We start from the raw sequence: 24,999 nt of genomic DNA, 5'->3' as shown, positions 1-24,999 counted from the left end.
AGACGATCATGCGAAGCACCCCGGCCTTCCAGGCGACGGCCCCCGGCAGCGGGCTCGAGCTCGTCACCGTCGAGCGGCGCGAGCTGCGCCCTGACGACGTGGCGGTGCGGGTGACCCACTGCGGGGTCTGCCACACCGACCTGCACGCCGTGAGCAGCCAGGACCCGGACGCGTTTCCCGTCGTCCCGGGACACGAGTTCGTGGGCGAGGTCGCCGCGGTCGGCGCCTCCGTCACCGAGTTCGCGGTCGGCGACCCGGTCGCGGTCGGCAACATCGTCGACTCCTGCGGGGTCTGCGCGATGTGCGTGGCCGGGCAGGAGAACTTCTGCGCCGAGTTCCCGACCCTCACGTACGGCGGCCGCGACCGGGTCGACGGCGCCCGGACGCTGGGCGCCTACGCCGGCGAGTACGTCGTCCGCGACCGCTTCGTCTACCACCGCCCGGCCGGCCTCGACCCGGCTGCCGTCGCGCCGCTGATGTGCGCGGGGATCACCGTGTGGGAGCCGCTGCGGCGCTGGCAGGTCGGCCCGGGCTCCCGGGTCGGCGTGGTCGGGCTCGGCGGGCTCGGTCACCTCGCGGTCAAGCTCGCGCACGCCCTCGGCGCACGGGTCACCGTCTTCACCACCTCCCCCGGCAAGGCCGACGACGCCCGGGCGCTCGGCGCGGACGACGTGGTCGTCTCCACCGATCCCTCCGCGATGGCCGCGGTGGCGAACTCGCTCGACCTGGTGGTCGACACCGTCTCGGCGGCGCACGACCTGACGCCGTACCTCGGGGTCGTCGCGCTCGACGGCACCCTCTGCTCGGTCGGCCACCTCGGGCCGATCGAGATCGAGACGATGGCGCTGCTCATCGGGCGCAAGAGCCTCGCCTCCGGCGGCAGCGGCGGGCGGCCGCACACGCAGGAGCTGCTCGACTTCTGTGGGGAGCACGGGATCACCGCGGACGTGGAGGTGGTGCCCTCGCGGGAGGTCGGCACCGCCTTGGAGCGGTTGGGACGGAACGACGTGCGCTACCGGTTCGTGCTGGATCTGGCCGACCTGGGCTGAGGTCGGCGGTCGGGTGCAGGGGTTTCGACACGGTCGCTGCGCGACCTGCTCAACCACCGGCCGGTGGTTGAGCAGCGAAGGCGCTCTGGCGCCTGAGCGTGTCGAAACCCCCGCAGCCGACAAGCGACCCCGATCGAGGTCGGTGCACGGTCGCGGTCGGGTTCGACACGGTCTCTTGCGCGACCTGCTCAACCACCGGAGGGGGTGGCGGCGAGCTCGTCGAGGTTGGCGATGGCCGGGGCGGTGACCGCGGACAGGCGGGCGAGGGCGTCGTCGAGTGCCGGGGAGCCGGGGTGGTCGGGCGGGATGCGGGCGGGGTTGAGGGGGACGCGGTTCGCCCAGTCGCGGATGTCGGGCTCGGCGTTGAAGGCGGCGGTGGCGCGGGAGCCGAGGACGTTCATCCGGGCCCAGTCGGCCAGGGTGTTGCCGTACGACGACGGCGGGGCGATCCGGTTCTTGTCGGCGTCGTCGGCGCGGGTCGCCTCGACGTACCCGGCGAGCGCGGCGCCGAAGCACGGGAAGCCCGCGCGGACCGGCTGGACGGTGATGACGTCCGGGCGCCAGATCGGGACGAGCGGGGGCAGCTTCAGGCCGTCGGCGGCGCAGTTCACGACGAGGGCGTCGGGGGCGAGGGCGACCGTGCCGCTCTCCAGCTCGAGGCGACCGGGGCGGACCGACAGGAGGTGGCCGAGGCGGACGACGTGCTCGACGCTGCGGAGCAGGTCGAGCTCCCAGCGGCCGAGGGTGGGGGCCTTGGCCATCGTCGGGGTCACCGACCGGTCGATCCGCATCATGATCCCGGCGTCCTCCAGGGCGAGGAACAGCGCGTCCAGGGACGGGGCGGTCGCGGCGGCACCCATCAGGTCGGCGACCATCGCGAGGTAGACGGCCGGGTCCGGCTGGATCTGGGCCCGGTCCAGCATCCACGGGTCGCGTGGGCGCACCCAGCAGATCGCGTCCGGGTCGACGCCGCGGCCGAGCAGCCAGACCACGGCGTCGGTGGCGGTCTTGCCGGACCCGACGACGACGTACTGGCTCGGGTCTTCCTCCACCCGCGGCAGGTCGTTGACCGGGATCACCCGTACGCCGTCGACGGCGAACCGAGGCGGCGTCTCGGCCGGGATGTCGGGGGCGAGGTAGCGGGCGTCGACCACCCGGCACCCGTCGGGTACGACGGACCGCGCCCCGGTCTCCTGCGCGACGACCGTGCGGTCGTCGTACTCGTGGCCCGCGAGGAGCCGGACCCGGCCGGTGCCGACCAGGCGCTCCAGGACGTCGTCGAAGTAGGCCTGGATGGTGGGCTGGTCGGCCCGCTCGTGCAGACCGGCCTCGGGGCCCTCGGTCTGGATCCGGCCGCCGCCGAGCAGGGTCGACGCGACGCCGTAGAAGGTGGACGACTGGTGCAGGCGGACGAACGGGTACGCCTCGCGCCAGTGGCCGCCGGGACCGGTCCGGCGGTCGACGAGCGCGACCCGGGCGCGCGGGTCGTGGTCGACCAGCGCGTCGGTGAAGGCCAGGCCGGAGGCGCCGGCCCCGACGACCAGATAGTCGGCGTCGATGCGGGTCACCGACTCAGGAAAGCACCGACCAGGTCGTGGTAGCCAGCCGGCTGGAGGAGGAAGGAGTCGTGGCCCCGGTGCGAGCGGGCCGTCCGGAAGTCGACAACAATGCTGCTCACCAGGTGGTCGCGAGCCAGGCGACCACGCTCGCGAGCACGACCAGGACGGCGTTCAGACCCGTCACCCGGGCCTCGCCGCGCGAGAGGTGCAGGGCGGTGGCCAGCAGCTGCAGGACCAGGAAGCCGAGCGCGGCGACCAGCGCCAGGACCGGCGCGACACCGGTGAGCGGCGGCAGGACGAGGCCGACCGCTCCCAGGACCTCGACGGCCCCGACCGCGCGGACGAGGGGCATCGGGATCGTGTCGACCCAGCCCATCATCGGCGCCAGCTGCTCCTGGCTGCGGACGACCTTCAGCCCGCCGGAGTAGAGGTAGAAGGCCGCCAGCAGGCCGGCCACGATCCAGTACGCGATGTCCATGGGGTCCATGGGACGGATGCTGGAGCAGAATCGAGGGGCGTACAAAAGGCACACCGGTGTGCCTGATCGAGGAGGAGGCACCGTGACGGCCTACGAGAAGACCTGCCTGATCCGCGGCGACGGCGGGCGTGCCGTGCGGGCGGTCCTCGACCGGATCGGCGACACCTGGTCGCTGCTCGTGGTCGCGACGCTCGACGGCGAGCGGCTGCGGTTCTCCGAGCTCCAGCAGCGGGTCAGCGGCATCTCGCAGCGGATGCTCACCCGCACCGTGCGCCAGCTCGAGCGCGACGGCCTGGTGTCGCGGACGTCGTACGGCGAGGTGCCGCCGCGGGTCGAGTACGAGCTCACCCCGCTCGGCCGCACCCTGCTCGGCCCTGCCGTCGCGCTCGCCGAGTGGGCGGTCGCCCACAACCGCGACGTCGACGCCAGCCGGGCGTCGTACGACGAGCGCTGAGGCTGCCGCGGGGCGGGGCGGCCGGGTGAGTTTTATCGGCTAGCCGATAAAACTCACGCCTGGACGATGAACCTTTGTCGTCCCGGCGTGAGGTTCGTCGGCTAGCCGATGAAACTCACACCGCCCCCTGGAGACGACTCGGGCCGGCGGATCAAGGACCGGCCCGAGCCGTGATCAGAGCCGGCTGGCCAGCCGGTGGTAGGCGGCGTTCCAGCGCAGCTCGCGCTGGAAGGACCGCGGGGTGGTGTCGGCGTCGATGGTGACGAGCTCGACGCCGGTCATCTCGGCGAAGTCCTCGAGGACCTCGACGCCGATGGCCTTCGACAGCACCGTGTGGTGCGGGGCGCCGGCCATCAGCCAGGACTCGGCGGAGGTGGCGAGCGAGGGGCGGGGCTCCCAGACGGCGCAGGCGACGGGGAGGTTCGGCAGCGCCGCGTCGGGCTCGACGACGTCGATCTCGTTGACCGTGAGGCGGAACCGGTCGCCGAGGTCAGAGAGGCCGGCGACGACGGCGGGGCCGGGGTCGGCGGTGAAGCGGAGGCGGACCGGGTCCTCGCGGCCGCCGATGGAGAGCGGGTGGATCTCCAGGGACGGCTGGGCGGAGGTGATGGTCGGGCAGACCTCGAGCATGTGGGCGCCGAGGATCTTCTCCTCGCCGGGGACCAGGTGGTAGGTGTAGTCCTCCATGAACGACGTGCCGCCCGGCAGCCCGGCGGCCATCACCTTCATGCCGCGCAGCAGCACGGACGTCTTCCAGTCGCCCTCGCCGCCGAAGCCGTAGCCGTCGGCCATCAACCGCTGCACGGCCAGGCCGGGCAGCTGGCGCAGGCCGCCGAGGTCCTCGAAGTTGGTCGTGAACGCGCCGAAGCCGCCCTCGCCCAGGAAGGCGCGCAGGCCGAGCTCGATGCGGGCGCCGTACCGCAGCGACTCGTGGCGCTCGGCGCCCGGGAGCAGCGAGGCGTCGACGGCGTAGGTGTCGGCGTACTCGGTGACCAGCTTGTCGATGTCGGCGTCGGCGACCTGGTCGACGACCGCGACGAGGTCGTTGACGCCGTAGGTGTTGACCGAGACCCCGAAGCGCAGCTGCGCCTCGACCTTGTCGCCCTCGGTGACCGCGACGTCGCGCATGTTGTCGCCGAAGCGGGCGAGCTTGAGCTGGCGCAGCTCGCGCCGGCCCACGGCGGCCCGGGCCCACTGGCCGATCCGCGCGGCGACGACGGGTGAGTCGACGTGGCCCGCCACCGTCTTGCGCGGTACGCCGAGCCGCGACTGGATGTAGCCGAACTCCCGGTCGCCGTGGGCGGCCTGGTTGAGGTTCATGAAGTCCATGTCGATGGTCGACCACGGCAGCTCCATGCCGGCCTGGGTGTGCAGGTGGAGCAGCGGCTTCTGCAGCGCGTCGAGGCCGGCGATCCACATCTTGGCCGGCGAGAAGGTGTGCATCCAGGTGATCATGCCGACGCACTCGGGCGCGCTGTTCGCGGCCAGGACCTGGCGGTGGATGGAGCCGGCGTCCAGCAGGACGGGCTTCCAGACGACCTTGATCGGCAGGTCGGAGGTCGCGTCGAGGCGGGCGGCGATGCCTTGGCTCTGGGCGGCGACCTGGTCGAGGGTCTCGGGCCCGTAGAGGGACTGGCTGCCGGTGAGGAACCAGACCTCGGGAGTCGGGGTGGTCATGGGAGGGATTGCCTTCCGTTGAGGAGCGGGACCGAGCGCGCGGTCAGCGCTGGCCGTAGACGTTCTGGTAGCGGTCGTAGAGGGAGTCGACGTGGGTCTGGTCGATGGCCAGCGGCGTGCCGAGCTGGCGCGCCTTGTGCACGGTGCGGGCGACGTCCTCGCACATCACCGCGGCCTTCACGGCGGCCTTCGCGGTCGGGCCGATCGTGAAGACGCCGTGGTTCTGCATGAGGACGGCCGGCGAGCGGTGGTCGCGCAGGGTGTCGACGATCCCCCGGCCGATCGAGTCGTCGCCGATGATCGCGAACGGCCCGACCGGGATCTCGCCGCCGAACTCGTCGGCGCCCATGGTCAGCACGCACGGCACGGCCTCGCCGCGCGACGCCCACGCCGTGGCGTACGTCGAGTGCGTGTGCACCACGCCGCCGACGTGCGGCAGCTCGCGGTAGACGTAGGCCTGCGCCTCGGTGTCCGAGGACGGCGCGTGCTGCCCCTCGACGACCCGGCCCTGGAGGTCGCAGACGACCATGTTCTCGGGGGTGAGGTCGTCGTACGAGACGCCGGACGGCTTGATGACGAGCAGGTCCTGGCCGGGCACCCGGGCGGACACGTTGCCGGCGGTCCACACGACGAGCCGGTAGCGGGTCAGCTGCTCGTGCAGCGCGCAGACCTCGCGCCGCAGGGTCGTGATCGTCGCGGCGACGTCAGCGGTGATCGTCATCGGGTCTCCCCCTCGGCGCCCTCGGAGGTACGGCGGGCGACCGCGTCGCGGCGCAGCGCCTTGAGGCGCCGCATCGTGGTGGTACGACGGCCGAAGTGGTCGTGCAGGTCGAGGTAGACCTCGAAGAGCCGGTCGTAGGCCTGCGCGCGGGTCTCGTCGGGCAGGTAGACCGACGGCCGCACCTTGCCCATCGACTTCGCCGCGGTCGGCACGTCCGGGTAGCAGCCGGCCGCGACCGCGGCGTGGATCGCCGAGCCGAGGGCCGGGCCCTGCTCGGAGTCGATGATCGACAGCGGCAGCCGGGTGACGTCGGCGTAGGTCTGCATCAGCAGGGCGTTCTTGGCCAGGCCGCCGGCGACGATGAACTCCTCGACCGGGATCCCGCTGTCGCGGAAGGTCTCGACGATCACCCGGGTCCCGAAGGCGGTCGCCTCGAGCAGCGCGCGGTAGACGTCCTCGGGCCGGGTGGCCAGGGTCTGCCCGATGACCAGGCCGGAGAGCTCGTGGTCGACCAGCACCGAGCGGTTGCCGGAGTGCCAGTCGAGCGCGACCAGGCCGTGCTCCCCGACCTCCTGGACGGCGGACAGCCGGGTCAGGTGCTCGTGCAGGGACTCCCCCGCCTCCGCCGCGGCCTCGGCGTACGACGCGGGCACCCCGAACTTCGTGAACCAGCCGAAGATGTCGCCGACGCCGGACTGGCCGGCCTCGTAGCCCCAGGATCCGGCGATGATCCCGCCGTCGACGACGCCGCACATGCCGGGGACCTCGCGGAGCACCTCGGCGCTCATCACGTGGCAGGTGGAGGTGCCCATGATCGCGACCATCTGGCCGGCCCGGACCGCCTGCGCGGCGGGGGCGGTGACGTGGGCGTCGACGTTGCCGACCGCGACCGCGATGCCCGCGGGCAGCCCGGTCCAGGCGGCGGCCTCCGCGGTCAGGCGGCCGGCCTGCTCGCCGAGCTGGCCGATCCGGTGCTCCAGCTTGTCCTCGACGAAGGTGCCGAAGCCGGGCGCGAGCGCCTCGAGGTAGTCGGTGGTCGGGTAGGCGCCGTCCTGGCGCTGGCCCTTGTAGCCGGCGGTGCAGGCGTTGCGGACGTACTCGCCCGACAGCTGCCAGACGATCCAGTCGGCGGCCTCGACCCAGTGCTCCATCCGGTCGTAGAGGTCGCGATCCTCCTCGAAGAGCTCGAGGCCCTTGGCGAACTCCCACTCCGAGGAGATCAGCCCGCCGTACCGGGGCAGCCAGGGCTCGGCCCGCTCCTCGGCCAGCCGGTTGATCCGGTCGGCCTGGGGCTGGGCGGCGTGGTGCTTCCAGAGCTTGACGTAGGCGTGCGGGCGGTCGTCGTACCCGGCCTCGACGAGGGGGGTGCCGTCGGCGAGGCAGGGCACCATCGTGCAGGCGGTGAAGTCGGTGGCGATGCCGACGACGTCGGCCGGGTCGATGCCGGCGGCCTCGATCGCGGCCGGTACGGCGACGCGCAGCACCTCGCGGTAGTCCTCGGGCACCTGCAGCGCCCAGTCGGGGGGCAGCGGACGGCCGTTCGGCAGGCTCGTCTCGAGGACGGCGTGCGGGTACTCGTGCACCCCGGTGCCGAGCTCGGCCCCGTCGGAGACGCGGACGACGACGGCGCGGCCCGAGAGCGTGCCGTAGTCGACGCCCACGACGTACTGGTCGGACATGGTCTAGTTCCTCTTCTTCGTGCGGGTCTGCGTGCGGGAGGGGGGCGGGCCGCTGCTGGCCCGGACGACGAGCTCGGGGCCGATCAGCCGCTCGGGGCCGGGAGTGCCGGCGAGGGCGGCCTGGATGATCTCGATGGCCCGGCGGCCGACGGCGGTGAAGTCCTGGCGGACGGTGGTCAGGGGCGGGATGAGGTACGCCGCCTCCGGGATGTCGTCGAAGCCGACGACGCTGACGTCGCCGGGGACCGAGAGACCCGCCTCGGAGAGCGCACGGAGCAGGCCCAGCGCCATCTGGTCGTTGGCGCAGAGGACCGCGGTGACGTCGTCGCGGCGGGCGATCTCGAGGCCGGCCTCGTAGCCGCTGCGCGCGGACCAGTCGCCCTCGACGGGCGCCAGCGGGCGGAGGCCGGCGGCGAACATCGCGTTGCGGAAGCCGGTGTGCCGCGAGCGGCCCTCGGTCCACTCCGGCGGTCCGGCGAGGTGCAGGATCTCGGTGTGGCCCAGCTCGATCAGCAGGCTGGTGCCGAGCTCCGCGCCGGCGACCTGGTCGACGCCGACGGTCCAGCGGGTCTTGCTCTCGTCGCCCTCGACCACGATCACCGGCGTCCCGAGGTCCTCCTGGGCGCGGGCCACCTCGAGAGCGTCGTCGGTGCCGCCGATCAGCACGATCGCCTCGACGCTCTGGTCGCGCAGGTGGCTGATCGCGTCGACCAGCTCGTCGCGGTTCAGGCTCTGCAGGTTGGCCGAGCTGACGTAGTAGCCGGCCTCGCGGCCGGCGGCCTGGATGGTGCGGTGCACGGTGCTCGGGCCCCAGTAGCCGGACTTCGAGCCGATGACCCCGATGGTCGCGGAGCGCCGGGTGACCAGCGCCCGGGCGGCGCTGTTGGGCCGGTAGCCGAGCTGGCGGATCGCCTGCAGCACCCGCTCGCGGGTCTCCGGGCGCAGGTTGTTCTGCCCGTTGATGACCCTCGAGACGGTCTGGTGCGAGACGCCGGCCAGCCGCGCCACGTCGGCCATGACCGGCGTGCGCTCGACCGTCGGGCGCGGGGCGAGGTCGGTCACGACTGCCGCCGGGTCGCGAACCGCTGGACGACGACGAAGGCCAGCAGCAGCACGCCGGTGATGATCCGGATCCAGTAGGAGCTCAAGGTCCCGTCGAAGGAGATCAGCGTCTTGATGATGCCGAGCACGAGCACGCCGAGCAGCGAGCCGACGACGTACCCCCGGCCACCGGTGAGCAGGGTGCCGCCGATGACCACCGCGGCGATCGCGTCGAGCTCCATGCCGACCGCGTGCAGGCTGTTGCCGGAGAGGATGTAGAGCGAGAAGAGCAGGCCGGCGAGCGAGGCGCAGAAGCCGCTGATGACGTAGACGCCGACCTTGGTGAAGGCCACCCGCAGGCCCATCAGCATCGCCGAGCTCTCGCTGCCGCCGATGGCGTAGACGGTGCGGCCGAAGCGGGTGCGGGCCAGGACGTACGCCGCGATGGCGACCGTGATCAGTGCGACGATCGCCGTCCAGCGCAGGTAGTACTCGCCGAAGTAGACGGTCTTGAAGGCCAGCTGGGTGAAGGTCTCGTCACTGATCGAGATCGACTCGACGCTGATCAGGTAGGTCAGGCCGCGGGCCAGGAACAGCCCGGCCAGGGTGGCGATGAACGGCTGGATGTCGAAGTAGTGGATGAGCAGCCCCATCAGCAGCCCCAGCAGGGTGCCGGTCGCGAGCACCGCCGCGATGGAGAGGTACGGCGACCAGCCCATCTGCAGCGTCTTCGCCGCGATCATCGTGGACAGCGCCACCACCGAGCCGACCGAGAGGTCGATGCCGCCGGTGAGGATCACGAACGTCATGCCGACCGCGAGCACGATCAGGAACGCGTTGTCGATCAGCAGGCTGAGCAGCACCTGCGGGTCGGCGAGGCCGTCGTACCGGACGCCGCCGGCGCCGAACAGGCCGACGAACAGGGCCAGGGTGGCGATGACGGGGAGGAAGCGGGTGGGCGGCGTGTAGCCCTTGACCCGGTCCCAGGTGGACGAGGTGGGGAAGGTGATGGCGCTCATGCGACGGAACCTGCCTTCGCGGGGACGGGAGCGGCGGGGCCGGTCGGGACGGTCGGGCCGCTGCGGCGGGAGCGGAACACCGCGCGCGCCTTGGGCGACTGGAGGAGGCAGACGGCGATCACGACGACGGCCTTGAAGAGGTAGTTGAGCTCCGACGGGATCCCGATGTTGGGGATCGTGCGGGCCAGGGTGGCGATGAACAGCGCGCCGATGAACGTGCCGGTCAGCGAGAACCGGCCGCCGGCGAGCGACGTGCCGCCGATGACGACGGCGAGGATCGCGTCGAGCTCGATCCACAGGCCCAGGCTGTTGGCGTTGACCGAGTTGGTGTTGGCCGCGATGACCAGGCCGGCGATGCCGGCGCAGAGGCCGGCGAAGGCGTAGACGGTCCAGATGATGGTGCGCGAGCGGACGCCGGCCAGCCGGCTGGCCTCCGGGTTGATCCCCACCGCCTCGATCAGCATGCCGAGCGCCGTACGGCGGGTCAGCAGGGCGGTGAGCAGGAAGACGCCGACGGCGACCAGGAAGGCCAGCGGGAGGGTGAGCACGAAGCCGGACGCCAGGTCGCTGAACCAGCTGTTGTTGACCGTGGTGATCTGGCCGTCGGTGATGGCCATCGAGATGCCACGACCGGCGACCATCAGGATCAGGGTCGCGATGATCGGTTGGATGCCGAGCACCGAGACCAGGAAGCCGTTCCACGCGCCGAGGAGCAGGCAGACGACGAGCGCGTAGGTGCAGGCCATGATCGCCGTGGTGGCGGCCCCCTCGTCGGCGGCGCCGACGATGCGGGTGCAGGCGACGGCCGCGGCGATGGCGGCGATGGCGCCGACCGAGAGGTCGATGCCGCGGGTGGCGATGACCAGGGTCATGCCGAGGGCGACCAGCATCACCGGCGCGCTGTTGCGCACGATGTCGACGAGGTTGCCGTAGAGGTGGCCGTCCTGCATCCGGATGTTGAAGAAGGTCGGCGTCGCGACGACGTTGACGACCAGCAGCGCGACGAGGGCCAGCACCGGCCACATGAGCTGGTGGCGGACCACGCGCTGGACGAGGGTCGGGGACTCAGGCACGGGTCTCCTCCTGCTGCTCGGGCTGCTGCTCGGAGCGGGCCTCGCCCGCGATGATCTCGAGGACGTCGCTGACGCTGACGTCGTAGTTGGGGCGCTCGTCGATCTTGCGGCGGTCGCGCATCACGACCAGGCGGTCGCTGAGGCGCAGCACCTCCTCCAGCTCGGCGGAGATGAAGACCACCGCGAGACCCTCGGCGGCGAGCTCGGCGACCTTGGCCTGGATCTGCGCCTTGGCACCGATGTCGATGCCGCGCGTCGGCTCGTCGAGGATTAGCACCTCGGGCTCGGTGATCAGCCACCGGGCGAGCAGCACCTTCTGCTGGTTGCCGCCCGACAGGTTGCGCATCAGGGCGCTCGGGTCGGCGGGCCGGATGTCGAGGGCCTGGATGTACTCGTCGACCAGGCGGGTGCGGGTCGACTGCGGGATGGGCCGCAGCCAGCCGCGCGAGGCCTGCAGCGCGAGCAGCATGTTGTCGGCGACGGTCAGGTCGCCCACCACGCCCTCGGCCTTGCGGTCCTCGCTGGAGAACGCGATCTTGCGGTCGATGGCGTGCCGCGGGCTGCGCAGCCGGCGACGCTCGGAGCGGAAGGTCAGCTCACCGGTGTCGACGGTGTCGGCGCCGAAGAGCAGTCGGGCCAGCTCGGTGCGGCCCGAGCCGAGGAGTCCGGCGATGCCGATGACCTCGCCCTCGAAGAGCTCCAGGTCGGTGGCCTCCAGCGAGCCCTTGCGGCCGATCCCGAGGGCCTGGAGGACGGGGGTGCCGACCTCCGCCTCGGTGTTCGGGGGCTCGCGGTCGAGGCGCTCGAGGGCCTCCAGCTCGCGGCCGATCATCAGCTTGACCAGCTCCAGCTGGCTGGTCTCGGAGACCATCCGCTCCTCGACCAGGCGGCCGTTGCGCAGGATGGTCATCCGGTCGGAGATCTCGTAGATCTGGTCCAGGAAGTGCGACACGAAGACGATGGCCACGCCCTGCTCGCGCAGACGGCGCATCACCTCGAACAGCTTCGCCACCTCGTCGGAGTCGAGGCTGGAGGTGGGCTCGTCGAGGATCAGGACCCGGGCCTCGACGTCCACGGCGCGGGCGATGGCGACCAGCTGCTGGATCGCGATCGGGTGCTCGCCGAGGACGGAGGCGGGGTCGATGTCGAGGCCGAGACCGGTGAGGGTCTCGCGCGCCCGGCGGTTCATGGCCCGGACGTTGATGGCGCCGAAGCGCCGGGGCTCGCGGCCGAGCAGCATGTTCTCGGCGACGGTCAGGTTCGGGACCAGGTTGACCTCCTGGTAGACCGTGCTGATGCCGGCGGACTGCGAGGCGGCCGGGGACGAGAAGGAGTGTTCCTCCCCGCCGACCAGGACGGTGCCCGAGTCGATCGTGTAGACGCCGGTGAGGGCCTTGATCAGCGTCGACTTGCCGGCGCCGTTCTCGCCCATCAGGGCGTGCACCTCACCGGGGTAGAGGCGCAGCGACACCTCGCTCAGCGCGCGGACGCTGCCGAAGGTGATCGAGATGTCCCGCATCTCGATCACGGGGGTCCGGGCGGTCGGGGCGGCGGTGCCCGTCTCCGAGGGCTGGACGTCCATCTGCGTCATCTCGTTCCTCTCCCTGCTGGTGGGGCTGCCCTCGCGTGCGTCGGCCGGGCCCGTCCGGAGGTGACCGGACGGGCCCGACGACATCAGGCGGAGCGCGTCACCCGAGCGACGTGGTTGGGGTGGTGGTCGGGTTGCGACCGGGGGTCAGAGCAGTCGGCTCAGTACTGGCGGTCGGCCAGGACTTCCTTGGCCTGCTCGGGGGTGAAGGTGCCCTCCTCGGTGAGCACCCGGGCCTCGACCTCGTCACCGGCGACGACCTTCTTGGCCAGGTCCATCAGCTGCGGACCGAGCAGCGGGTTGCACTCGACGATGAAGTTGATCTTGCCCTCGGAGAGAGCGGTCATCCCGTCCTTGACGGCGTCGACGGTGATGATCTTGATGTCCTCGCCCGGCTTCTTGCCGGCGGCCTCGATGGCCTCGATGGCGCCGAGGCCCATGTCGTCGTTGTGGGCGTAGACGACGTCGATGGTGTCGTCGGACTGCAGGAACGACTCCATGACCTGCTTGCCGCCGTCGCGGGTGAAGTCGCCGGTCTGCGAGGCGGTGACCTCGATGGTCGGGTCGGCCGCGATCTTCTCGGCGAAGCCCTCGGCGCGGTCGATGGCGGGAGCGGCACCGGTGGTGCCCTCGAGCTGGACCACGTTGACCTTGCCGTCACCGTTGGTGTCGGAGTCGGCGGCGTTCTCGACGAGCCAGTCGCCGGCCCGCTCGCCCTCGACCACGAAGTCCGAGCCGAGGAACGACTTGTAGAGCGAGGTGTCCTCGGAGTCGACCGCGCGGTCGGTGAGGATCACCGGGATGTTGGCGGCCTTGGCCTCCTGCAGGACGGCGTCCCAGCCGGTCTCGACGACGGGGCTGAAGGCGATGACGTCCACCTTCTGCTGGATGTAGGACCGGATCGCCTGGATCTGGTTCTCCTGCTTGCCCTGGGCGTCGGTGAACTTCAGGTCGATGCCCTCCGCCTCCGCCGTCTCCTGGATGGACTTGGTGTTGGCGGTGCGCCAACCGCTCTCGGCACCGACCTGGGCGAAGCCCATGGTGATCTTGCCGTCGCTGTCTCCGCCCTTGCTGTCGGCGTCCGAGTCGCCACCGCAGGCGGTGAGCGCGAAAGCGCTCAGGGAGATCGCGCTCGCGGCGATCAGGGTCTTCTTCAGCACTGGTTTCTTCCTCCAGATCGACGGGCTCTCGCCCTGTGACCGGTGTCACTGATGGATGAGTGTGAGCGCTAACATTCCACCTCGTCAACCCCCGGCGATCAGAAACGCCTGAAAAATGTGAACGCTCACTTGGGGGTCTGGACCTGTATCCCGTTCGCGGCCGCCGTCCGCTAGCGTCCACCGCCGTCCATCCGAGGAGATCGTGAGCACCTTCCTGCGAGACCGCCGTCTCAGCCGGGCCCTCAGCGCCGAGCAGCTGGCCGGCCAGCTCGGCGTCCACCCCACCTCCGTGCTGCGCTGGGAGCGCCGCGAGCGGCTGCCCGGGCCGGGCCACATCCACGGCCTGGCCCGGTCGCTGGCCGTCGACCCGGCCGCCGTCGCGCGCTTCTTCGACGAGGCCCGCACGGACGCCCCGGACCCCTCCCCCGGCGTCCGTGCGCCCGGCCTGCGCCGGCTCCGCTCGGCCGCCCGGCTGCCCGCGTCCCGGGTCGCCGAGGCGGTCGGGGTGGAGCCGGCGCACGTCTACCGTTGGGAGGCCGGGCGCACCCGCCTCCCGCTGCGTCACCTGCCCACGCTGGCCGAGCTGCTGGCCGTCGAGGCGGCCGAGCTGCGGACCCTGCTGAGCACGCCGGCACCCCCGCCCGCGGTCGTCGACCGACCGCTGCGGAGGCTGCGGCGTCGTACCGGGCTGTCGCAGGAGGCGGTCGCCCGGCAGGTCGGCGCGAGCCGGCACAGCGTCGGTGCGTGGGAGCGCGGGCAGGTGCCGCCGCTGGGCGTCGTACGCCGGCTCTCGCGGGTGTACGGCGTGCCGGTGGCGACCGTCGCGCGGGCCGCCGGCGTCACCCCGCCGCCGCTGCTCGACCCGCGCCGCTGGACCCCCGGCGACCTGCCCGAGGCGCTGCGCACGCTGCGCGCGTGGAGCGGTCGGACGCAGGCCGAGCTGGCCGCGCGGGTCGGCTGCAGCGCGGACGCCGTACGGGGGTGGGAACGGGGGCGCGGGGTCCCGTCAGCGGTGCTGCGGACCCGCCTGGAGGAGGCCTACGGGCTGCCCGCGGGCGCCCTGCTCAGGGCGTGCCCGAGAACTCCCACTCCAGGGTCGCCCGGTAGGTCTCACCCGGCCTGACCTGCGCGGACGGCCACTCGGGCCGGTTCGGGGAGTCCGGGAAGAGCTGCGGCTCGAGGGCGATCCCGTCGCCCTGGCGGTAGCGGCCGCCGCGGGTCGACGGGTTGCTGCCGTCGAGGAAGTTGCCGGTGTAGACCTGCAGCCCGGGCTGGTCGGAGCGCAGCTCCAGCGCGATCCCGGACCGGGGCGAGACCAGGGTCGCGTGGGTCCGCAGGCCGGTGCCGCGGACGACGTAGTTGTGGTCGATCCCGTGGGCGTCGAGCAGCTGCGGGTGGTCGCGGCGCAGGGCCGGGCCGAGCGGGGCGGGGTCGCGGAAGTCGAACGGGGTGCCGGCGACCGGGGCGTGCCCGCCGACCGGGATGGCGGTCGCGTCGACGGGGGTGTACTCGTCGGCGGGGATGCCCAGGACGTGGTCGTCGACGGTCCCGGAACCCTCGCCGTCGAGGTTGAAGTAGGCGTGGTTGGTGAGGTTGATGACGGTCGGCGCATCGGTCGTCGCGGTCATCTCGACGCGGACCACGCTGCCCTCGACGCGGTAGCGGACCTCGACCTCGACCTCGCCGGGGAAGCCCTGGTCGCCGTCCGGGCTGACCAGGCGCAGCACCACCTCGTCGGGGGTGTGCGCGACGACGTCCCAGAGCCGCCGGTCGAAGCCGTCGGGGCCGCCGTGGAGGCTGTGCCCGCGGTCGTGGGCGCCGACCACGACCTCGCGGCCGTCGAGCGGGAAGCGGCCGGCCGCGATCCGGTTGGCGTAGCGGCCGATCGTCCCGCCGAGGTACGACGTACTGGCCAGCCGGTCGGCGACGGACGCGTGGCCGAGCACCACGTTGCGGCGGGTCTCGTCGGCGCCGGCCACCTCCAGCCGATGGACGGTCGCGCCGAGCGGCAGCACCTCGACCACCACCCCTGGCGCGGCTCCGACAGTGAGGGTCCGGAGGGGCTGCTCAGGGGCCTGCGTCATGATGTGAACGTTAACATCAGCGGGTGCCCGGGCCGGTGGTCGAGGCGCGCGTCACCAGCGACGGAGTGATCAGCCCCGACGTCGGCTTCTCGTCGCCCCGCAGCGCCCGCAGCGCGAGCTCGACGGCGCTGCGACCGAGCGCCGAGAACTGCTGGTTGACCGTGGTCAGCGCCGGCCAGAAGTACGCCGCCTCGGGCACGTCGTCGAAGCCGACCACGCTCACCTGGCCCGGCACGTCGACGCCGTGCTCGTGCAGCGCCCGGAGCACGCCGAGCGCCATCGTGTCGTTGCCCGCGAAGACCGCGGTGACCGAGGGGTCCGCGGCGATCCGCAGTCCGGCCTCGTAGCCGCTGGTGGCGGACCAGTCGCCGACCAGCTCCGGGCCCGGGAGCAGCCCGCGGCGCTCGTGCGCGGCGCGCCAGCCCTCGCGGCGCTGGCCGGCCTCGACCCAGTCGGGCGGACCGGTCACGTGGGCGACATGCCGGTGTCCGAGGTCGAGCAGGTGATCGGTCGCCAGGGCGGCGCCGATGTGCTGGTCGATGCCGGCGGCGAGCGCCTGACCGGCGCTGACGCCCTGGGCGAGCACGACCGGGACGGGCAGGTCGAGCGAGAGCGCGCTGTCGATGGCCGCGCGGTGGGCGACCGCCACGACCAGCGCCTCGACCGCCTCGTCGAGCAGCCGGTCGACGGCGCCCTGCAGCGACTCCGGCGCGAAGTCGGAGACACCGACCAGCGAGACGTCGTACCCGGCGTCGTGGCCGGCCTCCTGCACCGAGACCGCGATCATGCTCGGGCCGTGCAGGGCCAGGTGGGCCGAGATCATCCCGATCCGCCCGGAGCGGTTGGTGGCCAGCATCCGCGCCGCGTTGTTGCGCCGGTAGCCCATCTCCTCGATCGCGGCGAGCACCTTGACCCGGGTGTCCTCCTTGACCAGCGGCGAGTCGTTCAGCACCCGCGAGACCGTCTGGTGCGACACCCCCGCGTGCGCGGCCACCTCGGCCATGCTCGGCGACCGCCGCCCGCTCCTGTCCCTCTGACCCGGCATGCCCCGCATCGTAGGGGGCCGAGTCAGCACCAGTAGTGCTGACTCGGCCCGCCATTGCTGCTGACTCGGTGGGCGGGGTGGGGGCTACCTCCTCCGGGCCTTCAGAGTGTCGGTGGCGGAGGAGCCCTGGAGGGTGGGGGTGGTGGGGACCGTGGCGGTGACCTTCCAGGTGCCCGCGCGCAGCCGGGGCAGACGCCAGGAGGCGGTGCCGGTGCGGCTGAGGGCGAGCTGGCGGGTGGCGGTGGCCTTCCCGCCCCGGGCCAGGACCACGCGGACCCGGGCGGGGAGCTGACCGGCCGGGTCGGTGGCGACCCGGACGGTCGCCCGCCGACCCGACACGGACACGCGGGTGGTCGAGACGGCGCGGGTCACGGTCAGCGGGACCGTGTCCTCGTCGGCCCGGTGGCTCGCGTCGCCGTCGTAGCGGACCACGAGGGTGTGGGTCCCGGTCCGGCCGAGGTCGGCGGAGTCGACGACCACGCGCAGCCGGCCGGCCGCGAGCGTGCCCGCGGCGAGCCGGCGGCCTCCGGAGAGCACCCGCACGGTCCCGGTCGGGGCGGAGGTCCCGCCCTTGACCCGGACGACGACCGGCACGGCCGCGCCGTACCGGACCGAGCTCGGCCCGACCGCGGCCACGACGGTGGTCGCGGCCAGCTCCGAGCCGGCCGGCGGGACGACCAGCGCGTGCGTCGCCTCCACGTTGCCGGCGACGTCGACGGCGCGGTACTCGACCGTGCCGCCGGTCCCGTCCACCGGGACCGGTCCGTCGTACGGCGTCCACGCCTCGGCGCCGGCGACCCGCGTCTCCACGCGGGCCACTCCCGAGGTCGCGTCGGCCGCGCGGACCGTGACCTGGCGGCCGACCGCGGTGGCCCGGCTGACCGGGTCGGTGGTGTCGACCAGCACCGGGACGTCGTCGGCGACGGACAGGTTGCCGGTCGTGTCGAGCGCGCGGGCGGCCACGGTGTGCCGCCCGTCGCCGGGCACGCTCACGGTGGCCGACGAACCGGCCGTGGTGGTCCAGGCGCCGCCGTCGAGCGCGGTCTCCACCGACGTCACGCCGGTGTCGTCGGTGGCCGTGACAGCGACCGAGGCCGGGTCGGTGACCCACCAGCCGTCCTCGCCATCCGGCTCCTGCTCGAAGCTGACGACCGGGTCGGCCGCGTCGGTGACGGTGACCGTGGCGACCGGGCGGTCGGCCGAGCCGCGGGTGACCGAGCCGGTGACGGTGAACGTCCCCGGCCCGTCGTACGACGAGGGCGCGACCGCGTCCCAGGTGACCGCGACGGGGCCGGTGGTGCCGTCCCCGAAGGTCGCGGGGACCGTCGCCGGCAGCACCGGCGCGACCCCCTCGCGGGTGCGCACCGCGGCGTCGCCGACCGAGGCGACCAGCAGCTCGGGCTGGAAGGCCGCCCGCATGCCGTCGAGCTCGGCCTGGGTCACCGGGATGACGGTGCCGTGCCGCGGGCTGGCCGGCAGGTCCGCCGACGGGACCGAGGTCCAGTTCCCGGAGCCGATGTCGTCGGTGCGGAAGGCCAGGTAGCCCTGGCCGCCGTGGTAGCTGGGCTGGTCGATGAACATGTACCAGCGGTCCTCGACCTCGTTGTCGCGGAACACCGTCGGCCCCTCGCCGCCGGTGAACGTGCCGCCCCACGGGTTGGGCTGGTTGAGGCCGACGTCGGCCTTGACCAGCTGCCAGCCCGTCGCGGGCGAGGAGGTGGTCGGCAGCGAGCCGGTCACGGTCGCCCGCAGGTCGGTCGAGCGCTCCTGACGCGGCCGCATCACGGCCTCGTCCTTGACCACCCGGTAGTAGGTGTCGCCGTCCTGGACGACGGTCGCGTCGATCATGCCGCGACCGGTGCCGCGCTTGACGTCGATCCAGGGCTGCGGGTCGCTGAAGGTCACGAAGTCCCGCGTCGTCACGTAGACCATCTCCTGGTACGACGTCGCGATGTCGCGGCCGGCGGTCTCGGCGGTCGGGTAGAACGCCGAGGCCCAGTAGACGACGTACTCGCCGGCCTCCTCGTCGTAGAACGCCTCGGGCGCCCAGGTGTTGCCGGCCAGGTCGGACGAGACCTTCACGTGCCGCTGCGGCGACCAGTTGACGAGGTCGGTGGACTCCCAGATCTCGAGGTACTTGCTGCCCGTCTCCTGGGCGGTGCCGAAGTCGTTGCCGCCGTAGATCTTCAGGTCGGTGGCCAGCATCCAGAACCGGTCGCCCTCGTGGGAGCGGATGATGAACGGGTCGCGCAGCCCGCGCTCGCCGTACGTCGACTCCAGGACGGGGTCGCCGTCGTTGAGCTCGTCGTAGTCGAGCGGGTCGTTGCCCTTGCTCGCGCCGAGGTAGATCTTCTCGCCGTCGTCGGTGCTCTCGCCGGTGAAGTAGGCGAACGCGTAGGCGTCGTAGTCGGCCGGCGCGGGCGCGGGCTGGACCCGGACCACGATCGGCCGCGAGGCGGTCGCCGCGTTGCGGGTCGCGGTCACGGTCAGCGTGACGTCGACCGGCTGCGCGCCGTACGCCGGGCGGGTGACGACGCCGGTCGCACTGACGACGGCCGGGGCGGACGAGGCCCAGGTCAACGCCGTCTCGTGCCGCCCGGCGGTCGGCAGGGTGAGATGGCCGCGGACGTCGTCGGGCTTCACGAGCGTCACCGCGGCGACCGCCGCCTGCGCCTTGCCCGCGTCATCCTGTTCCTCGGCCAGGACCGTGACCGCGAAGTCCTTGGTCCGGGTCACCGCGCCGCGGGTGACGGTCGCGGTGAGGGTCGCCGTCCCGTCCGGCTGGCCGTACGACGGCCGCGTGACCACGCCCGCCGCGGTGACGGCCGCGGCGTTGCTGGTCGCCCAGCTGATCGTGCTGCCGTTGGTGCCGGTCGCCGGCAGCGCCAGGTTCGCGACGACGGCGCTGGTGTCGCCGAGGGTCAGCGCGGTGCGGTCGGCCTCGGCCGCGGCGGTGCTGGTGTCCTGCGCCGACGACGCCGCCTCGGCGCCGGTCAGCGCGCGGGAGTAGATCCGGAAGTCCCGCAGCCGACCCTTGAACGACGCGTCGCCGGCGTACGCCGAACGGCCGAGGACGTTGCGCGTGGTGGTGCCGTCCGGCGTGCCGAGCAGCCCCGGGTTGGTGGTGAGGCCGGTGTTGGACGCAACCAGCACGCCGTCCTCGTAGAGCCGCGCCGCGCCCGGGGCGGCCGGCGTACCGCCGTCGATGCTGAGCGTCAGGTGCCGCCACTGGCCGCGGGCGACGTGCCCGGCGCGGGAGACGCTCTGCTCGCTGGCGAAGCCGTCCTCGGCGATGGTCCCGCGGTAGCGGCCGTTCGCGTCGTTGGTGGTGAACAGGTAGCCGGTCCCGTTCGGGTACGTCGCCAGGTTGCCCAGGTTGAACATGAACCAGTTGCCACTGGTCAGGGTCGGGTCGACCCAGGCGTCGAAGTCGACGGTGACGTCCTCCAGCCCGGCGAGCAGGTTGTTGGGCAGCGTGATCGCGTTGCCGCCGCTGCTCGCCCCGCCGCTGAAGGTGAAGCCGTCGCCGGCGTTCCAGGACGCCGTCCCGGCCACCGTGCCGTGGCGGCCGTTCCCGGACGAGTCGACCGCGGTGGTGCCACTGGTCTCGTCGAGCTTCCACCAGCCGACCAGGTCGGCGGTCAGGTCGCCCTCGACGGCCGTGGCCGGCGCCGGCGTCCCCACCACGGCCAGGCCGGCCGCCGAGACGGCCAGCGCGGCCGTCCCGGCGAGCCACGAGCGGAGCGTCCCCATCCTCATCGTCGACCTCCTTCCCCGGCTCATCGGCCGGCCTTGGTGACCCGCAGGGCGGAGCTGCCCGACGAGGGGGCGACGCCGGCCGAGCCGGCGTACGTCGCGGTGACGCGGTAGCTGCCCGCCTTCAGGCGCGGGAGCGTGGCGGTGGCAGCCCCGCCGCGGAGGGGGACCGTGGCCCGGGCCACGACCCGGCCACCCTTGCGGACGACCACGGCCACGCGGCCGGTGGCGGCCACGGCGGAGCGCACCTTCACGACCGCCTTGGCCTTCTTCCGCGCGGTGGTGCGGCGGGCGGTGACCGTCGTCGACGACGACGCCCTGACCACCCGCACCGAGACCCCGTCGGTCGACGCGGTGTGCCCCGCGTCGCCGGCGTAGGCGACGGTCAGCGCGTGCGCGCCGACCCCCAGCGTCGCGGCGGGTACGGCGAGGGTCGCCCGCCCGCCGGCCAGCGTGGCCGTCGCCCGGACCCGCGAGCCCTGCAGCAGCCGGACCGCGCCCGTCGGCGAGCCGCCGGTGACCCGCACCTGCACCCGCACCGTGCCGCCGATCGCCACCGGGTCGGTGCCGACGACGCCGGCGGTCGTGGTGACCGCCTGCGGCGCGCCGGCGGCCGGCACCTCGAGGGTCCCGGGCTCCTCGGTGTTGCCGAGGGCGTCGGTGCCGCGGTGCTGCAGGGTCGTCGCGGCCGCGCCGACCTCGACCGGCCCGTCGTACGACGTCCAGGGACCGGTCCCGAGCCGGTACTCGATCCCGTCCAGCCCGGCGCCCGAGTCCGCGCCGGTCAGGGTGACCGTGCGCTCCTCGTCGTCCCAGGCCGCCCGGGTGACCGGCGCGGTGGTGTCGATGCCGACCACGACCGGCCGGACCTCCCCGACGTTGCCGGCCGCGTCGACGGCCCGGACCCGGACCGTGTGCTGCCCGTCGCCGGTGACCTGGACCGTGCCGGTGGCGCCGGCGATCTCGGTCCAGGACCCGTCGTCGACCTGCACCTCGAGGTGGTCGACGGAGCGGTCGTCGGTCGCGGTGACCCGGACGGTCGCGGGCTCGGCGTACCAGCCGTTGGCCGAGGTGCCCTCGACGGCCAGCTCGCCGACGACGGGGGCGACCCCGTCCACCGTGTGCATCCGCAGGAAGGTCACCGACGACGCGGGGAACTCGTAGGTGAACGCGCCGTCGATGCCCGAGACCTCGCGGGTCCGCGGCTTCACCGTGTTCGGCGCGGCCTTGGTGTTGGTCGCCGACGGGGCGGCGGCCATCGTGGTGACGGTCGCGGTCGGCTCGACGTCCACGTCGGTCACGGTCACGTCGGTGCGCACCGGCGCGGTCGAGGTGTTGACCACCTTGGCGACCACGTCGCCGGTCGCGGTGTCGCGGGTGACGACCTGGAAGAGCTTCTCGCTCGCGTCGGCCTGGTCGTAGGTCAGCTGCAGCTCGCCGTCCTGGTAGAGCGAGATGGTCGTCCCGCTCACCACGATCTTCAGGCGGTACGTCGTCCCCGTCGTCACGCCGACGTCCTCGAGCGCCTTCACCTCGGCGGCCGCGCCGCCGTTGGCCCGCTGGAGGACCGAGCGGGTGTTGTTCCAGCCGCCCAGGTTCCACCAGTAGTAGTCGTTGGCGCCGCCGGCCGCGAAGCCGACCATGAAGCCCTCGGACCCGGCCAGCTTGGTCGCGTCCAGCTCCAGCGTGTAGTTGCTCCAGTCCTTGCCGTAGGCCCCGATCGGGACGCTGCGGGCGTCGTTGACCGAGGTCGACGACTGGACGTAGCGGCCGCCGTTCACGGCCCAGCTGCCCGACCCGGGCGCCCACTGCGAGGCGTTGTCGAAGGTGTCGGAGAACAGCGTCTCGCCCGAGCCGTTGGCCTTCACCGTGACGTTGTCGTAGGCCGCGCTGGTCGACCAGGTCGACAGGAAGACGCCGCCGTCGATGTCCTCGGGCGCGTTGACCGCGCCGTCGAACGTGCTCGGCACGACCTCGTCGCCGGGGTTGGTGCCGAAGAGCTTCTGGATCTCCCAGTTCGGGGTCTCCCACGACTCGTCGTTGTCGTACCAGATGGCGTCCGGGTTCCACTGCACGTGCGACTCGTTGGCCAGCAGCGGGGCGTACGACGCCAGCCGCACCACGTCGGCGTTCCGCGTCAGCGCCGTCATGTACGACGCCTCCGCCAGCGCGTTGCCCCACGTGTTGCCGCGCGAGGCGTACTCGCCCAGGAAGACCTGCGGCCCCTCGCGGTCGTAGTCGTCGTAGCGGTGGTTGTTGGCCAGGAACCACGACGGGTCGCGGTAGTAGTGCTCGTCGACCAGGTCCACCTTCTGGGCCCGGTTGAACGCCCAGAGGGTGTCGAAGCGGCTGCCGGAGGAGTCCGGGCCGGAGTTCGAGATGATCTTGATGTCGGGGTAGCGCGCCGCGATCGCGTCGCGGAACGCCGGGAAGTTGGCCTCGAAGGTCGTGGTGTTCTCCTCGTTGCCGAGGCCGATCATGTCGAGGCCGAACGGCTCCGGGTGCCCGAGGGCCGCGCGCTTGGCGCCCCACTCGGTGGTCACGTCGCCGTTGGCGAACTCGATCAGGTCCACGGTGTCGTCGACCCAGCGCTGGATCAGCTGCGGGTCGTGCATCTCCGGGATCGTCGAGCCGCAGCCGTTGGCGCCGACCGAGACGACCGGGAGCGGCTCCGCACCGAGGTCCTCGGCGAGCTCGAAGTACTCGAGGTAGCCGATGCCGTAGGTCTGGTTGTAGCCCCAGAAGTTCTTGTTCGTCGGCCGCTCCTCGACCGGGCCGATGGTCTCCTTCCACTGGTAGGTCCGCTGGCGGTCGGCGTACCCGCTCTCCTCGTAGGTCTTGAACGTGCCGACGTTGGTGACGCAGCCGCCCGGGAAGCGCAGGAAGCCGGGGTCCATCGCGGCGACCTTCTCCATCAGGTCCTTGCGCAGCGGCGAGCGGCCGTTGACCGGGCCGACCCAGGTGTCGCGCGGGAAGACCGAGACCATGTCGAGCGCGACCGTCGACGGCGCGCCCGCGAGGACGGCCAGCCGACCCGCGTCGGAGGTGCCGGTGGCGGTCAGGGTGACGTCGTACTTCTTCCAGGTGCCGCTGCCGTCGAGCGCGACCGTGCCGGTGGCGAGCACGCCGGTGCCGGCGTTGTCCTCGACCCGGACGGTCAGGGCCTGGGCGGTGGTGGACCGGGCCCAGACCGACGCGTCGTACGTCGCCCCGGCCTTGACCGGGAGCCCGTTGTTGAAGCCGATGTTGCGCACGCCGTCGCCGGCGGCCGCGGCCACCAGGTTCAGGTAGTTGCGGTTCATCCGGTTCAGTCGGCCGTCGTCGTTCACGACCGTGCCGGTGGTGCCGGCGCCGCTGCGGTTGAGCACCTGCCAGGCGGTCAGGCCGGTGAAGCCGGCGGCGTCGGTGGCGTTGAACTCGAAGGAGCGGTTGCGCACCAGCTCGGCGTAGAGCCCGCCGTCGGCGGCGTAGTTGATGTCCTCGTAGAAGATGCCGAACATCGAGTCGCTGATCTCGGCCCCGGTCCCGTCGCCGTCGATCGACAGCGTCGCGGTGCTGTCGTCGACCTCGGCCAGCACGAACCGGACCGCGTTCGCCTCGGTGCCGGTCACCAGGGCGCCGCCGCTCCCGGCGGTGAGGTACGACGCCGCGTCGCTCGCCGCGCGCAGCACGACGGCGCCGCCGCCCGCGTCGACGATCCGCAGCGGGGTCGGCGTCCCGGTGCCGAGGCGCAGCGCGCCGCCGGACAGCACGACCGGCCGACCGTCGTTGCGCAGCGCCACGTCACCGTCGGAGAGGTCCTCCGCGGTCAGCCGCAGGCTGGCGGTCGGCTGGTCGGCGCTCAGCTCGAGCGCGTCCCCGTCCGCCACCAGGTACGGCGCGCCGCCCTCGGCCTGGAGCACGAAGCTGCCGGTCGGGACCACCGCCGACGGGGCGGCGTGCTCGATGGTGAAGCTGTCGAAGGCCGCGGGCAGGACGGTGCCGTCCTGGGCGGCCAGCGCGTAGAGGCCGACCTGGGTGGTGTCGAAGCCGACCGTGGTGGAGCCGGCGGGCGCCCAGGCGGTGCCGGTCCAGTAGCTGGTGGCGATGGTGCTGCCGGCGCGCTGCAGCCGGATCCGCTCGACGGCCGAGGCCGGGCGGTCGGTGAAGGCGTTCGCGGTGAAGACGCCCGCGGACTCGACGTCGTTCTCGATGGCGATCCCGGACGGCGCCAGCGACCCGACGAAGGTCAGTCCGGAGCGGACGTAGTTGTCCATGTCCTTCCAGGCGATCAGGCCGGCGCCCTGGTAGACCTTCGCGACCGCGGCCGACACGTCGGCCGTGGCGGTGAAGTCACCGGCCGGGACGTCGAGCATCACGACGTTCTTGGCCGTGTTGTTGGTCTGCCAGGTGTCGCCGGGCTGGCCGGTGATCCGGAGCGACCCCCCGGAGACGGCCAGCGCCGACGGCTGGGGGTTCACGACCTCCCAGCGGCGGTCCAGGGTGCTGCCGTCGAAGGTGTCGGTCCAGGTGACCGGCTCGTCCGCGGCGCCGGCCGGGGCGGTCGTCGCGACGACGGCGAGGCCGGCCGCGAGCAGGGTGGACACGGCGGTGACCGTGGCGGTGGTGCGTCTCAT

Annotated in this window: 17 protein-coding genes; 3 read left to right on the top strand and 14 right to left on the bottom strand. The window is 72.8% G+C overall.

Annotated features, from left to right (window positions below):
* Nucleotides 1-8: 8 nt before the first annotated feature.
* Entirely contained in the window at nucleotides 9-1,049 is a 1,041-nt protein-coding gene (locus V7S47_RS24265) for an NAD(P)-dependent alcohol dehydrogenase (RefSeq protein WP_336564006.1), read from the top strand.
* A 188-nt stretch (nucleotides 1,050-1,237) separates the two neighbouring features.
* Here the strand turns inward: V7S47_RS24265 and V7S47_RS24260 are convergent, their stop codons facing one another.
* Together V7S47_RS24260 and V7S47_RS24255 are read right to left on the bottom strand one after the other, a co-directional pair.
* Nucleotides 1,238-2,617 carry an NAD(P)-binding protein gene (locus V7S47_RS24260; RefSeq protein WP_336564005.1) on the bottom strand — a complete coding sequence of 460 codons (1,380 nt, stop codon included), beginning with the start codon at nucleotides 2,615-2,617 and terminating at the stop codon, nucleotides 1,238-1,240.
* A 106-nt stretch (nucleotides 2,618-2,723) separates the two neighbouring features.
* Nucleotides 2,724-3,095 carry a DoxX family protein gene (locus V7S47_RS24255; protein WP_336564004.1) on the bottom strand — a complete coding sequence of 124 codons (372 nt, stop codon included), beginning with the start codon at nucleotides 3,093-3,095 and terminating at the stop codon, nucleotides 2,724-2,726.
* Between the two features lie 73 nt (nucleotides 3,096-3,168).
* Here V7S47_RS24255 and V7S47_RS24250 point away from each other — a divergent pair, with 73 nt between their 5' ends.
* Nucleotides 3,169-3,540, top strand: coding sequence for a winged helix-turn-helix transcriptional regulator (locus V7S47_RS24250; protein ID WP_090854361.1), 372 nt, complete (start codon nucleotides 3,169-3,171; stop codon nucleotides 3,538-3,540).
* A 174-nt stretch (nucleotides 3,541-3,714) separates the two neighbouring features.
* On the opposite strand, the gene araA is transcribed toward V7S47_RS24250, so the two are convergent.
* The 8 genes from araA to V7S47_RS24210 form a co-directional block, all read right to left on the bottom strand.
* Entirely contained in the window at nucleotides 3,715-5,217 is a 1,503-nt protein-coding gene (gene araA, locus V7S47_RS24245) for an L-arabinose isomerase (protein WP_336564003.1), read from the bottom strand.
* 43 nt (nucleotides 5,218-5,260) lie between these two features.
* A complete protein-coding gene (locus V7S47_RS24240) occupies nucleotides 5,261-5,938 on the bottom strand; it encodes an L-ribulose-5-phosphate 4-epimerase (protein WP_090854367.1) in 678 nt (225 codons plus the stop codon).
* The gene (araB, locus tag V7S47_RS24235) at nucleotides 5,935-7,617 is read right to left on the bottom strand and encodes a ribulokinase (RefSeq protein WP_336564002.1); all 1,683 of its coding nucleotides are present in this window, start codon (nucleotides 7,615-7,617) and stop codon (nucleotides 5,935-5,937) included. The genes V7S47_RS24240 and araB overlap by 4 nt, the downstream gene beginning before the upstream one ends.
* Nucleotides 7,618-7,620: 3 nt before the next feature.
* Nucleotides 7,621-8,679 carry a LacI family DNA-binding transcriptional regulator gene (locus tag V7S47_RS24230; protein WP_336563999.1) on the bottom strand — a complete coding sequence of 353 codons (1,059 nt, stop codon included), beginning with the start codon at nucleotides 8,677-8,679 and terminating at the stop codon, nucleotides 7,621-7,623.
* Entirely contained in the window at nucleotides 8,676-9,677 is a 1,002-nt protein-coding gene (yjfF, locus tag V7S47_RS24225; protein ID WP_090854372.1) for a galactofuranose ABC transporter, permease protein YjfF, read from the bottom strand. Before yjfF ends, V7S47_RS24230 begins: the two co-directional genes overlap by 4 nt.
* Nucleotides 9,674-10,750: an ABC transporter permease gene (locus tag V7S47_RS24220; RefSeq protein WP_336563998.1), complete on the bottom strand. Its 1,077-nt coding sequence runs from the start codon at nucleotides 10,748-10,750 to the stop codon at nucleotides 9,674-9,676. Before V7S47_RS24220 ends, yjfF begins: the two co-directional genes overlap by 4 nt.
* Nucleotides 10,743-12,341 (bottom strand): sugar ABC transporter ATP-binding protein, encoded by a 1,599-nt coding sequence (locus V7S47_RS24215; protein ID WP_336563997.1) that lies wholly within the window; start codon nucleotides 12,339-12,341, stop codon nucleotides 10,743-10,745. The genes V7S47_RS24220 and V7S47_RS24215 overlap by 8 nt, the downstream gene beginning before the upstream one ends.
* Nucleotides 12,342-12,499: 158 nt before the next feature.
* Nucleotides 12,500-13,498: an ABC transporter substrate-binding protein gene (locus V7S47_RS24210; protein WP_336563996.1), complete on the bottom strand. Its 999-nt coding sequence runs from the start codon at nucleotides 13,496-13,498 to the stop codon at nucleotides 12,500-12,502.
* A gap of 202 nt (nucleotides 13,499-13,700) precedes the next feature.
* Between V7S47_RS24210 and V7S47_RS24205 the strand changes: the two genes are divergently transcribed.
* Nucleotides 13,701-14,621, top strand: a complete 921-nt coding sequence (locus tag V7S47_RS24205; protein ID WP_090854378.1) for a helix-turn-helix transcriptional regulator — start codon at nucleotides 13,701-13,703, stop codon at nucleotides 14,619-14,621.
* Here the strand turns inward: V7S47_RS24205 and V7S47_RS24200 are convergent.
* From V7S47_RS24200 to V7S47_RS24185, 4 genes are all read right to left on the bottom strand, one after another.
* Entirely contained in the window at nucleotides 14,563-15,582 is a 1,020-nt protein-coding gene (locus tag V7S47_RS24200) for an aldose epimerase family protein (RefSeq protein ID WP_336563995.1), read from the bottom strand. The two genes, V7S47_RS24205 and V7S47_RS24200, sit on opposite strands and share 59 nt — an antisense overlap.
* Nucleotides 15,583-15,598: 16 nt before the next feature.
* On the bottom strand, nucleotides 15,599-16,576 hold the full coding sequence (locus tag V7S47_RS24195; protein WP_336563994.1) for a LacI family DNA-binding transcriptional regulator: 978 nt from the start codon (nucleotides 16,574-16,576) through the stop codon (nucleotides 15,599-15,601).
* A gap of 135 nt (nucleotides 16,577-16,711) precedes the next feature.
* Nucleotides 16,712-20,386 (bottom strand): immunoglobulin-like domain-containing protein, encoded by a 3,675-nt coding sequence (locus V7S47_RS24190; protein WP_336563993.1) that lies wholly within the window; start codon nucleotides 20,384-20,386, stop codon nucleotides 16,712-16,714.
* Nucleotides 20,387-20,406: 20 nt separating this feature from the next.
* Complete coding sequence (locus tag V7S47_RS24185) at nucleotides 20,407-24,999, bottom strand: alpha-L-arabinofuranosidase C-terminal domain-containing protein (RefSeq protein WP_336563992.1); 4,593 nt, start codon at nucleotides 24,997-24,999, stop codon at nucleotides 20,407-20,409.

Source organism: Nocardioides sp. CCNWLW216, from assembly GCF_037120545.1.
Taxonomy (GTDB): domain Bacteria; phylum Actinomycetota; class Actinomycetes; order Propionibacteriales; family Nocardioidaceae; genus Nocardioides; species Nocardioides lianchengensis.
The sequence above is the reverse complement of the archived record's forward strand: the minus strand, read 5'-3'. Positions and strand labels throughout refer to the sequence as shown.